Source organism: Streptomyces sp. NPDC020845 (assembly GCF_044334165.1).
Taxonomy (GTDB): domain Bacteria; phylum Actinomycetota; class Actinomycetes; order Streptomycetales; family Streptomycetaceae; genus Streptomyces.
Genome location: NZ_JBIRSJ010000031.1, coordinates 1 through 13924, shown reverse-complemented (window position 1 = coordinate 13924; position 13924 = coordinate 1). Strand labels below are relative to the sequence as shown.

The 13924-nt window shown below is 73.0% G+C and carries 2 protein-coding genes; both read left to right on the top strand.

Annotated features, from left to right (window positions below; all coding sequences use genetic code 11):
• The first annotated feature begins 5 nt into the window (after nt 1–5).
• The gene (locus ACH4U7_RS49725) at nt 6–11795 is read left to right on the top strand and encodes an SDR family NAD(P)-dependent oxidoreductase (protein WP_398534373.1); all 11790 of its coding nucleotides are present in this window, start codon (nt 6–8) and stop codon (nt 11793–11795) included.
• 143 nt (nt 11796–11938) lie between these two features.
• Nucleotides 11939–13924, top strand: a 1986-nt coding sequence (locus ACH4U7_RS49720; protein ID WP_398534372.1) for a type I polyketide synthase, incomplete at its 3' end; no start/stop codon positions are given.

Genomic DNA, 13924 nt, shown 5'->3' with positions numbered 1-13924 from the left:
GTCCGATGGCCAACGAGCAGCAGCTGCGCGACTACCTCAAGCGGGCCGGCGCCGAACTGCACCGTACGCGTCGGCGCCTGGCCGACGTGGAGGCACGGAGCACCGAGCCGGTCGCGATCATCGGAATGGCCTGCCGCTATCCCGGCGGGGCGAGCACCCCCGAGGACCTTTGGCGGCTCGTGATCGAGGAGACCGACGCGATCGGCCCCTACCCCACCGACCGGGGCTGGGACCTGGACGGCTTCTACCACCCCGACCCCGGCAACCCCGGCACCTGCTACGCGGATGGTGGCGGGTTCATCGACGACATCGCCTCGTTCGACGCGGCCTTCTTCGGCATCTCCCCGCGTGAGGCGCAGGCCATGGACCCTCAGCAGCGCCTGCTCCTCGAGACCTCCTGGGAAGCGCTGGAACAGGCCGGTCTCGACATCCACGCGTTACGCGGCAGCCGTACCGGAGTGTTCGCCGGCCTCAGCCAGCAGGACTACGGCACTCTGCTGGCCGCCGCACCGGGCGGGCTGGACGGCTACGCCGCCACCGGCACCTCCAACAGCGTCCTGTCCGGCCGCATCTCGTACGTCCTGGGCCTGGAGGGCCCCGCCGTCACCGTCGACACCGCCTGCTCCTCCTCACTGGTGGCCCTGCACCTCGCCGTGCAGGCGCTGCGCAACGGCGAGTGCGACCTCGCGCTGGCGGGCGGGGCGACGACGTTGTCCACCTCCGCCGTCCACCTGGCCCTGTCCGGTCAGCGCGCACTGGCACCCGACGGCCGCTCCAAGGCGTTCTCGGCGGCGGCCGACGGTGCCGGATGGAGCGAGGGAGTCGGTGTCCTCGCCGTCGAGCGGCTGTCCGACGCCCGCCGGCTCGGCCACCGGGTCCTCGCGGTTCTGCGGGGCAGCGCCGTCAACCAGGACGGCGCGTCCAACGGGCTGACCGCGCCCAACGGCCCCTCGCAGCAGCGAGTCATCCGCCAGGCGCTGGCCAACGCGGGCCTCACACCCGCCGACGTGGACATCGTCGAGGCGCACGGCACCGGGACCAGTCTCGGCGACCCGATCGAGGCGGATGCGCTGCTGTCCACCTACGGCCAGGCCAGGCCGGCCGACCGGCCGCTGTGGCTGGGCTCGCTGAAGTCCAACATCGGGCACAGCGGAGCCGCGGCCGGGGTGGCCGGCGTGATCAAGATGGTGCAGGCTCTGCGGCACGGCGTCATGCCCAGGACGCTGCATGCCGAGGAACCCACCCCGAACGTCGACTGGTCCTCCGGCGCCGTGGAACTGCTCAACCGGGCGCGCGACTGGCCCGCCTCCGGCACGCGCCGCCGGGCCGCCGTCTCCTCCTTCGGTATCAGCGGCACCAACGCGCATGTCATCCTCGAAGAGGCTCCGCAGGACAGTGGTCCGGAGACCGGCGACGAGGCGGACCCATCACCCGAGGGAACCCCCTGGCCGCTGCTGCCGTGGGTGCTGTCCGCGCGCAGCGAACACGCCCTGCGCGGCCAGGCCCGCGCCCTGCACACGCACCTGCTGGCCCATCCCGAACCGGCCGACACCGACGTGGCACTCTCGCTCGCCACCACCCGGACCGGTCTTGAGTACCGGGCCGCCGTCCTGGCCGCCGACCGGGATGGATTCCTGAACGCGCTGGAGGCCCTCGCCGACGACCGCCCCACCAACGGGGTACTGCGCGGAACCGCCGCCGAGGGCAAGGCCGTGTTCGTCTTCCCCGGCCAGGGCGCGCAGTGGACCGGCATGGCCCGGGAACTCCTCGACACCTCGCCGGTGTTCGCGGCCAAGGCGGCCGAGTGCGCCGCGGCCATCGAGGAGTTCGTGGACTTCAAGGTCCTGGACGTGCTGCGCGACGAGCCCGGCGCCGCGTCCATGGACCGCATCGAGGTCGTCCAGCCCGTGCTGTTCACCGTCATGGTGTCGCTGGCCGAGCTGTGGCGGTCCTTCGGCATCCAGCCCGACGCCGTGGTCGGCAGCTCCCAGGGCGAGATCGCCGCCGCCCACGTCGCGGGCGGGCTGACCCTCGAGGACGCAGCCCGTGTGATCTGCCTGCGCAGCCGCTTGCTGGCCGAGACCCTGGTCGGCAAGGGCGCCGTCGCGTCGGTGGCGCTCCCCGCCGACCAGGTGCGCGAGCGGCTGCGGCGCTGGGACGGCCGGCTGTCCGTCGCCGGCGTGAACGGGCCCCGCCTCGTCGCGGTGGCCGGGGACGACGCCGCGCTCGCCGAGTTCGTCGAGGAGTGCGCCCGCGACGACATCCGCGCCAGGACCGTGGCCGCCACCGTGCCGACGCACTGCGCCCTCGTCGACCCGCTGCGCGAGCGGCTGCTGGAACTGCTGGCCCCGGTCCGGCCGCGCACCGGCACCGTGCCGCTGTACTCGACGGTGACCGGGGGCCTGCTGGACACCGCCACCATGGACGCCGGCTACTGGTACGACAACACACGGGCGCCGGTGCTCTTCGAACCCGTCGTCCGCACCCTGCTCGCCGAGGGACACCACGCTTTCGTCGAGTCCAGCGCGCATCCGGTGCTGGCCATGGCCGTCGAGCAGACGGTCGATGCCACAGGGGCGCCGGGCGCCGTAGTGGAGTCCCTGCGGCGGGACGAGGGCGGCCCCGGCCGGATGCTGACCTCCCTGACCAAGGCCCACCTGGGCGGCGTCCGCGTCGACTGGCCCACGGTGTTCGCCGGCACCGGCGCCCGCACCGTGGACCTGCCCACCTATGCCTTCCAGCGCACCCGGTACTGGGCCGAGACCGCCGATCGCACCGGTGATGTGGGCTCGGTCGGCCTGTCGCCGGTAGACCACCCGCTGCTCGGTGCCCTGGTCCGGATGGCCGACGGCGACGGGGCCGTGCTGACCGGACGGCTCTCCTTGCACACTCACGGCTGGCTGGCCGATCACGGCGTGGCCGACCAGGTGATCTTCCCCGGCACCGGCTTCGTGGAGCTGGCGGTGCTTGCCGGAGACCAGGTCGGCTGCGGCCGGATCGAGGAACTGACCCTGCACACCCCGCTCGTCGTGCCCCGCACCGGCGCGCTCGTCGTCCAGGTGAACGTCGAGGCGGCCGATGACACCGGAGCACGCGCGCTCGGCGTGTACTCCCGCCCTGACGACGCCGGCGCCGACATGGTCTGGACCCGGCACGCCTCCGGTGTCCTCGTCCCCGAGGACACCGTGGACGCGGAGGATACCGACGGGCTCAGCGGCGTCTGGCCCCCCGAGGGCGCCGAGCCCGTGGACATCTCCGGTCTCTACGACGGCATGGCCGCGGCCGGCTACCAGTACGGGCCCGGGTTCCGCGGTCTGAGCCGGGCCTGGCACCTCGACGGCGACGTCTACGCCGAGGTGGCGCTGCCCGCCGACCAGACGTCAGCGGCGGAACGCTACGGCCTGCACCCCGCCCTCTTCGACGCCGCCCTGCACGCCATCTTCACCTGGGACGGCGATGACGGCGGCGGGGTCGGCATGCCGTTCTCCTGGACCGGGGTTCGGCTGCACGCCACCGGCTGCGCACGGCTGCGGGTACGGCTCGCCCGGCGCGGCGAGAGCGACTTCACGGTGGCACTGGCGGACGAGGCCGGTGACCCCGTCGTATCGGTCGACTCCCTGGTCGTGCGCCGGATGACCGGGGCCGCGCCGGACACCGTACGCACCGACACGCTCTACCGGCTCGACTGGAAGACCGTCCGGGCCGGGGAGGAGACATCCGCGCCCCGCTGCGTCCTGCTGGGCACCGACCCGCTGGGCGTCGCCGCCGCCCTGCCAGGCACCGCGCGTGTGGCCGACGTCGAGCGACTCGCCGAGCTGGCCGCCGCGGGCGGCCCCGTCACCGCACTGCTGCCCGTCGCCGGCGACGGCTCCGCCGAGCGGATCGGCGATCCGGTGATCGACACCGTCGCCGTGCTGCAGTCCTGGATCGCCGACGGCCGGCTCGACGACACCCGGCTCGTCGTGCTCACCCGGGGCGCGGTGGCGACCGCCCCCAGGGAGGACGTCACCGACCTCGCCGCCGCCGGCGTCTGGGGCCTGATGCGCTCGGCGCAGAACGAGCATCCTGGGCGCTTCGGCCTCATCGACCTCGACACCGCCGACTCCTCCACCGCGGCGCTCGGCACGGCGCTCGCCTCGGAGGAGGAGCAACTCGCGCTGCGCGACGGAGCACTGCGCGGGCCGAGCCTGACCCGGTGGGACCCGGGCACGACCATCCTGCCCCCCGCCGGCGAGAGCGCCTGGCGGCTGGAGAACACCCGGCCCGGCACGATCGAGGGGCTGGCCGCGGCCCCCTGCCCGGAGCTTCTCGCCCCCCTCGGACCCCGGCAGGTACGGATCGCCGTCCGCGCCGCCGGCATCAACTTCAAGGACGTGGTCGTCGCCCTCGACCTGGTGCCCGGGCTGACCGGCCTGGGCGGCGAGGTCGCCGGTGTGATCACCGCCGTCGGCGCTGAGGTCACCTACCACCGGGTCGGCGACCAGGTGTTCGGCCTGGCCACCGAGGTCTTCGGCCCGGTGACCGTCGCCGACGAACGCACCGTCCACCGGATACCCGATGGCTGGACCTTCGAGGAGGCCGCCTCCGTCGCCGTCACCCATATGACGGCCTACTACGGACTTGTCGACCTCGGCGGCCTGCGCGCCGGGCAGAGCGTGCTCATCCACGCCGGAGCCGGCGGCGTCGGCAGCGCTGCCGTCCAACTGGCCCGCCACCTCGGAGCCGAGGTCTACGCGACGGCCAGCCCCGGTAAGTGGGACGCCCTGCGCGCCCAGGGCCTGGACGGCGCGCACATCGCCAACTCGCGGACCCTCGACTTCGAGCAGTGGTTCCTGCACTCCACCGACGGCCGGGGCATGGACGTCGTACTCGACTGTCTGGCAGGTGAATTCGTCGACGCGGGCCTCAGACTGCTGCCCCGCGGCGGGTACTTCCTGGAGATGGGCAAGACCGACAAGCGCGATGCCGAACAGGTCGGCGCGGCCCACCCGGGCGTCGTCTACCGGGCGTACGACCTGCCGGAAGCCGGTCCCGACCGCATCCACGAGATGCTGGTCACCCTCACCGGGCTGTTCGAGGACGGTGTCCTGCGGCCACCGCACGTCAACGCCTGGGACATCCGCGACGCCCGGGCCGCCTTCCGGGCTCTGAGCCAGGCCGCGCTCGTCGGCAAGGCCGTGCTCACCCTTCCCGGCGTCCCGTTCTCCCCGCACGGCACGGTCCTGATCACCGGTGGCACCGGTATGCTCGGCGCACTGCTCGCCCGCCACCTGGTCACCGCGCACAACGTGACCAGCCTGCTGCTCACCAGCCGGCGCGGCCCCGACGCCCCGGGTGTCGCGGAGCTCACGGCGGAACTGACCGAGGCCGGTGCCCGGGTGGACGTCGTCGCGTGCGACGTCGCCGACCGCGATCAGCTGGCCGCTCTGCTCGCCGGCATTCCCGCCGAGCGCCCACTGACCGCCGTACTGCACACCGCGGCGGCCCTGGACGACGGTCTCGTCGAGTCCCTCACCGCCGAGCGCACCCGCGCCGTTCTGCGCCCCAAGATCGATGGTGCCGTCCATCTGCACGAACTCACCCGCGACCTCGACCTCGGCGCGTTCGTGCTGTTCTCGTCCCTGGCCGGCACCATGGGCGCCCCCGGCCAGGGCAACTACGCCGCCGCCAACGTGATGCTCGACGCCCTGGCCGCACACCGGCGGGCCCAGGGGCTGCCCGGGCTATCCCTCGCCTGGGGTTTCTGGGACCAGCGCAGTGAGATGTCCGGCAACCTCGACGACCGCGACATACAGCGCATGAGCCGCGGCGGCATCGTGCCCATGAGCAGCGAGGAGGGCCTCGCCACATTCGACCTGGCCTGCCGCACCGACCGCGCTCAACTGGTCCCCGCGAGGCTCGACCCCGCTGCGCTCGCCGGGACCACCGGTCGGGTTCCTCCCGTCATGCGAGCCCTGATACCCGCTCCCGCCCGGCGTTCCGGACGCCGCTCCGCCGAGGCCGGGGACGACTCGCTGCGCGCACGGCTGGTCCCGCTCACCGGCACCGAACGCACGCGCATCCTGCTCCAGTTGGTCCGCTCGAATGCCGCCACCGTGCTTGGCCACACTGACCCAGACGCGGTCGGCGCGGCCAAGCCCTTCCGTGAACTCGGCTTCGACTCGCTGACCGCCGTTGAGTTCCGCAACCGGCTCACCGGCGCCGTCGGCTTCCGGCTCCCCGTCACCGTGGTCTTCGACCACCCCACCCCCGGCGCACTGACCGACTTCCTCGCCGCCGAACTCCTCGGTGGCCTGGACGAAACCGACGCCCCGGCCGGTCCGTCCCGCGCCACGCCCGCGGCCGTCGCCCGCACCGATGAAGAACCCCTGGTGATCGTCGGCATGGCCTGCCGCTACCCGGGCGGTATCTCCACCCCGGAGGAGCTGTGGGACTTCGTCCTCGCGGAGCGCGACGCCATCTCCGGCTTCCCGGAGGACCGCGGCTGGTGCCGCGAGCGGTCCGCCGACGGCTCCGCGCCGCAGCAGGGCGGGTTTCTCGACCGCGTCGCGGAGTTCGACGCCGCGTTCTTCGGCATCTCCCCCCGCGAGGCACTGACCATGGACCCGCAGCAGCGGCTGCTGCTGGAGACATCCTGGGAGGCCCTCGAACGCGCCGGTATCGCGCCGGGTACCCTGCGCGGCAGCCGTACTGGCGTCTTCGTCGGTGCCGCCGCCTCCGGGTACACCAGTCTGTTCCGCCGCGGCTCGGAGGCCCTCGCCGGATACGGCGTGACCGGCGCCTCCACCAGTGTGGTGTCCGGACGCGTGGCCTACGTGCTGGGCCTGGAGGGGCCCGCCGTCACCGTGGACACGGCCTGCTCGTCCTCGTTGGTCGCCCTGCACACCGCCGCCCTGTCACTGCGCGCCGGCGACTGCGACCTCGCCCTCGCCGGCGGTGTTGCCGTGATGACCAGTCCGTTCCTCTTCGATGACTTCGCCAGGCAGGGCGGCCTCTCGCCCGACGGCCGCTGCAAGGCCTTCGCCGGTTCCGCCGACGGCACCGGCTGGGCGGAGGGCACCGGTATGGTCCTCCTCGAACGTCTCTCCGACGCCCGCCGGAACGGGCATCCGGTCCTCGCGGTGCTGCGCGGCAGCGCCGTCAACCAGGATGGCGCCTCCAACGGGCTGACCGCGCCCAACGGGCCGTCACAGCAACGGGTGATCAGGCAGGCACTCGACAGGGCCGGGCTCACCCCTGCGGACATCGATGCCGTCGAGGCGCACGGCACCGGAACCGTCCTCGGTGACCCCATCGAGGCACAGGCCGTCCTCGCCACCTACGGACGGGACCGGGATCCGGACCGCCCCGTGCTGCTCGGTTCCCTGAAGTCCAACATCGGTCACAGCCAGGCCGCAGCTGGTATCGGCGGAGTGATCAAGACGGTGCAGGCCCTGCTCCACGGCATCCTGCCCCGTACCCTGCACATCGACGAGCCGACCCCGCACGTCGACTGGTCCGCGGGCGCCGTCGATCTGCTCACCGAGACCCGCTCCTGGCCCGCCACGGACCATCCCCGCCGGGCCGGTGTGTCCTCCTTCGGCGTCAGCGGCACCAACGCCCACGTCATCCTCGAACAGGCCACCGAGCCCGAGTCGGCGATCGTCGATCAGGTACCCCTGCCCGTCACTCCGTGGCTGCTGTCCGGGCACGACGAACAAGGCCTACGCGCTCAGGCCGAAACACTCGTGAGCTGGTTGCGGGAACAGCCGGAGGGCTCTGTCACCGACATCGGCCACGCGCTCGCCACCCGCCGGGCCGCACTGGAACACCGAGCAGCCCTGCCGGTCACCGACCGGGACGAGGCGCTCGCCCGGCTCGCCGAGTTCGCGGCCGGCCGCGTCCTAGACGGGCTGCTGCGCGGCACGGCCCAAGAGGGCGGCCTCGCCCTGCTCTTCGCCGGACAGGGCACCCAGCGGCCCGGCATGGGGCGTGACCTGTACGCGGCCTTCCCCGCGTTCGCCCACGCCTTCGACGAGGCCTGCGCACATCTCGACCCCCTGCTCGGACGGCCCTTGCGTGACACCGTGTTCACCGCCGAGGCCGCCGAACTCGACCGGACCGCCATCACCCAGCCCGCCCTCTTCGCCCTCGAAGTGGCCCTGTACCGGCTGCTGGAGTCCTGGGGCGTGGAGCCGGACTACGTCCTCGGCCACTCCGTCGGCGAGATCGCCGCCGCCCATGCGGCCGGGGTCCTCGACCTGCCCGACGCCGCCCGGCTGGTGGCCGCCCGGGGGCGCCTGATGCAGGCCCTGCCGCCCGGCGGAGCCATGCTGGCCGTGCAGATTGGGGAAACGGAGGCCACCGAGGCGCTCGGCGCGGTGCTCGGCGAGAGGGCGACCACCGTGGACCTGGCCGCCGTCAACGGCCCCCACTCGGTGGTGTTCTCCGGCACCGCTCGATCCGTGGACGCGCTCGACGCGCACTTCACCGCGCGGGGTCGGCGGACCCGCCGGCTCACCGTGAGCCACGCCTTCCACTCGCCGCTCATGGAACCGATGCTCGACGAGTTCGCCGAACTGGTGTCCCGGCTGACCTTCGCCGCGCCCAGGATCCCCGTTGTCTCCGATCTCACCGGATCCGTTCTCGGCGCGAGCGATCTCGCCGACCCTCGCCACTGGGTAAGGCATGCCCGGCACACCGTCCGCTTCGCAGACGGCATCGACACCCTCGTCGGCGCAGGCGTCACCGACTTCCTGGAACTGGGCCCGGACGCCACGCTCACCACGATGGCCGAGGACTGCTTCGCCACCGCCCCCACCGGCGTGTGCACCTCGCTGCTGCGCCGTGACGGATCGGAACCGGTCACCCTGCTGATGGCCCTGGCCCGTGCCCATGTGCACGGCGTCACCGTCGACTGGAAGGCCGTCCTCGCCGGCACCGGCGCTCGGTGGGTGGACCTGCCGACCTACGCCTTCCAGCGGGAGTCCTACTGGCCCGCGGAGTCCACGGCCAGACGCAGCGACCCATCCTCGGCCGGTTTCGACGACACCGGGCACCCCCTGCTCGGCGCCATGGTCAGCGCAGCCGGCGGCGACGTCCTGTTCACCGGCGAGCTCTCGCTGGCCGCCCAGCCCTGGCTGGCTGACCACCGCGTCCTGGACGCCGTCCTGTTTCCCGGCACCGGCTTCCTCGAACTCGCCTCCTGGGCGGGCAGCCGCCTGGACGCCGGCGACCTGGAGGAACTGGTCGTCCACCGCCCGCTGGTGCTGCCCGAACACGGCGGCGTCACCGTGCAGGTGGTCGTCGGCGAGGCCACCGATGAGGACCGCAGGCCGGTCGCCGTCTACTCCCGCGCCGCCGACGACGCCGGATGGACCAGGCATGCGGAGGGACTGCTCGCCACCGGACCCGCGGCCCAGCCGGCCGACCCGTCGGCCCACTGGCCGCCGCAGGGCGCCGAGCGCGTCGACCTGGACGAGTTCTACGCCGGTCTGGCCGACGCCGGGACCGCCTACGGGCCGGTGTTCCAGGGCCTCACCGCGGTCTGGCGGCTGGACGGTGAGATCTACGCCGACGTGGCGCTGCCCGCGCAGGCGGCCGACGACGCCAGGCGCTTCGGAGTTCACCCCGCACTGCTGGACGCCGCTCTGCACACCCTCGCGTTCCTGCCCGGCGCCGACCGGAGCAGCGGCCCGTTTCTGCCGTTCGCCTGGCGGGACGTCACCGTCCCCGGCCCCGGCGCCACCTCCTGCCGGATCCGCCTCACGCCCGGCAACGGAACCGACGAGGTGGCCGTTAGCCTCTGGGACGGCGACGGCCGGCCACTCGCAGCCGTGGGCGGACTGAGCCTGCGCAGCGTCTCCCGCACTCAACTGGGCACGTCCGCGGTCGCGTCGTCCCTGTTCCGTATGGACTGGACACCCGCCTCACAGCCCAGGGCCGTCGGCGCCCCGACGGTCCGCTGGGCCGTGGTGGGCCCGGACGCCCCCGGAACACCCGACATCGACCACTACGCCGACCTCGTGGCCCTGCGCCGGCACCTCGCCGACGGCGGCCCGGCACCCGACCAGGTACTCCTGCCGTGTGCCCCCTCCGCCGGCGGCGCCGACGCCGGCGCAGCCCGCGACGCCGTGCACGCGGCGCTGCACACTCTGCGTACCTGGGCGGAGGACGAGCACTTCGCCAAGAGCCGACTGGTGCTGTGCACCCGCGGCGCCGTCGTGGCACAACCGGGCGAAGGCGTACGCGACCTGGCGCACGCCGCGGTCTGGGGCCTCGCCCGCAGCGCACAGCTGGAACACCCCGACCGGTTCGTCCTGGTCGACCTCGACACCGGCACCACGCTCGACGACCTCACCCGGTCGCAGCTCCTGGCCCGGACCGAGGCCACCGACGCGGCCCAGTTCGCGATCCGCGACGCCCTGACCCTCGTACCGGCCGTCACCCGTCAGGCCGGACAGGTCCCGGCGCCGGAAGCACCGTGGCCGGCCGACGGCACCACCCTGATCACCGGAGCCGGCGGCATGATCGGCGGACTGCTCGCCCGGCATCTCGTCCGCGAACACGGCGTACGCCACCTGCTGCTCCTCGGCCGCCGCGGCGAGGACACCCCGGGCATGGCCGAGCTGCGCCGGGAACTCACCGACGCGGGAGCCGACGTCCACATCACCGCCTGCGACGCCGCCGACCGGGAGGCCCTGGCCGCAGTACTCGGCCGCATCCCGTCCACTGCCCCCTTGACCGCCGTCGTGCACGCCGCGGGCGTCGTCGACGACGGGGTGCTCGGCTCGGTCACCGATGAGCAGGTCGACCGCGTCCTACGCCCCAAGATCGACGCCGCGGTGAACCTGCACCACCTCACCGCCCCCCTCGGTCTGCGCGCCTTCGTCGTCTGCTCCTCCCTCGCCGGAGCCCTCGGCGGCGGCGGCCAGTCCGCCTACGCCGCTGCCAACGCCTACCTGGACGCCCTGTGCCTGCGACGGCGGGCCGATGGCCTGCCCGCGCTCTCGCTCGCCTGGGGTCCTTGGGAGAGCAGCGCCGGCATGACCGCCCAGCTCGCCGCGGCCGACCTGCGACGCATCTCCCGCGCGGGCATGCAGCCGCTCACCCCGGACGACGGGTTGGCCCTCTTCGACGCGGCCCACGCCACCGGGGAAGCGGTGCTGCTGCCCTTCCGCTTCGAACCCGGCGGCCTGTCCACCGCCGACCGGGCGTCCCTGCCCCCCGCCCTGCGCCCCCTGGTGCCCCGACCCCGACGCCGGCCCGGCGACCCCGCCCCCGACCTGTCCGGTCTCCGCGACCGCCTGCGCCCCCTGTCGCAGGACGACCGGACCGGCGCCCTGGAGAATCTCGTCCGCACCGAGGTGGCCTCGGTGCTCGCCCTGCCCTCGGCGGACGCGGTACCGGTCACCAAGGCGTTCAAGACCCTCGGCTTCGACTCCCTGATGGCCGTCGACCTCCGCAATCGCCTCAGCGCCCTCACCGGCGTCAGGCTCCCCGCGACCCTGGTCTTCGACCACCCCACCCCACGGGCCCTGGCCACCCGCCTGCTCGCCGGCATGGAACTGGACACCGCCACCGCCACCGACCCGGCCCTGCTCGCCCTGCGTGAACTCGAAACCGCGGTCCGCTCGATGGCGCCCGGTGCCGACGACCGCGGAGCGATGGCGACCCGGCTGCGGGTGCTGCTGACAGCGCTCGAGGAGACCGCGGACGACACCGACGGTGAGGACACGGACGGCGATACCGACCTCGACTCGGTGAGCACCGAGGAACTAGTCAACCTGCTCGGCGACGAGTTCGGCCTCACCTGAGAACCACCCCTGCCTGCGCCACCCCACCCGAACTTAGGGGTGTTCGCGGTCCTGAACTGGGGCCGGGATCCACGCCCTGGCCCCCTAGCCTGCAAACAAGCCTGTCCTTGCGCATTGACGAAACACCTGAGTGGGAGTTGAGCATGAGCAGTTCCATGTCGGAGATCGTCGATGCGCTGCGGGCCTCACTGCTGGAGAACGAGCGGCTGCGCCAGCAGAACCAGCGGCTCAGCGCGGCATCCTCGGAGCCCCTCGCCATCGTGGGCATCGGCTGCCGCTATCCCGGCGGAGTCCGTGATACCGAGGGCCTGTGGCAGCTCATCGCCGAGGGCCGTGACGCCATGTCGGACTTCCCCACCGACCGTGGATGGGAGGACTGGGATGTCCCCGCCGCCCGTACCGGCGCTTTCCTCCACGACGCGGGCAACTTCGACCCCGCGTTCTTCCGCATCTCGCCGCGCGAGGCGATGGCGATGGACCCCCAGCAGCGACTGCTCCTGGAAACCTCCTGGGAAGCCCTCGAACGCGCCGGTATCGACCCGGCCTCGCTCAAGGGCAGCCGCACCGGCGTGTTCATCGGCGGCGCCCCCCAGGAGTACGGCGCGCTCGTGATGAACTCAGCCCAGGGCGCCGGAGGCTACGCACTCACCGGCGCCCCCGGCAGTGTCCTGTCCGGCCGGATCTCCTACGTGCTGGGCCTGGAGGGGCCGGCGGTCACGGTGGACACCGCGTGCTCGTCCTCCCTCGTCGCCCTGCACCTCGCGATCAAGTCGCTGCGCACCGGCGAGTGCGACCTCGCACTGGCCGGCGGCGTTCTTGTCCTGATCACGCCGACCATTTTCACCGAGTTCTCCGCCACCGGCGGATCGGCCGGCGACGGCCGCTGCAAGGCGTTCTCCTCGGACGCGGACGGCACCGGCTGGGGCGAAGGCGCGGGCGTCCTCGCGATCCAACGCCTGTCCGACGCGCGCCGGGACGGCAACCCCGTCCTCGCGGTGATCCGCGGGTCGGCCGTGAACCAGGATGGTGCGTCGAACGGTCTGAGTGCTCCGAACGGTCCGTCGCAGCAGCGGGTGATCCGGCAGGCGGTCGCCAATGCCGGGCTGACCCTCGCGGACGTCGACATGGTCGAGGCGCATGGCACCGGCACCACGCTCGGCGACCCCATCGAAGCCGAGGCGCTGCTCGCCACCTATGGCCAGGAACGGCACGACGGCCGGCCTCTCTGGCTCGGCACCCTCAAATCCAACGTCGGTCACACCCAGGCTGCGGCCGGCATCTCCGGCGTCATCAAGGCCGCCCTCGCGCTCCAGCACGGCATCATGCCCAAGACGCTGCACGTGGACGAGCCGACGCCTGAGGTCGACTGGTCGGCGGGTGCGGTGGAGCTGCTGACCGAGGCACGTCAGTGGCCGGAGACGGAGCAGCCGCGTCGCGTGGGTGTGTCGTCCTTCGGGATCAGCGGCACGAACGCCCACGTCATCCTGGAGCAGGCCCCCGAGGCCGCCCCGGCGGAACAGGCGGACGGGGACGCCCCGGCGGAGCTGCCGGTGACACCGTGGGTGGTCACCGGCCGGAACGAGGCGGCGCTGCGCGAGCAGGCCGCACGGCTGCTGGACCACCTCACACAGCAGCCCGACCTGAGCCCGCGGGACGTGGGCTTCTCGCTGGTAGGGACACGCTCGGCGTTCGAGCAGCGCGCGGTCGTGCTGGGCGGCGACATGGCGGCGCTGACCGAGGGGGTCCGCGCCCTGGCGGCCCAGGAGCCGAACACCGATGTGATCGCCGGCACCGCCGAGGTCCGCAGCGGCATCGTCTTCGTGTTCCCGGGTCAGGGGTCGCAGTGGGTCGGTATGGGGAGGGAGTTGTGGGATGCCTCGCCGGTGTTCGCGGAGTCGATGGTGGCGTGTGAGCGTGCGCTGGCGCCGTTTGTGGACTGGTCGCTGAAGGATGTGGTGTTCCGGGACGCGGAGGATCCGCTGTGGGCCCGTGTGGATGTGGTGCAGCCGGTGTTGTGGGCGGTGATGGTGTCGTTGGCTGCGGTGTGGCGGTCTTTCGGGGTGGAGCCTGCTGCGGTGGTGGGGCATTCGCAGGGTGAGGTGGCGGCTGCGTGTGTGGCTGGTGGGTTG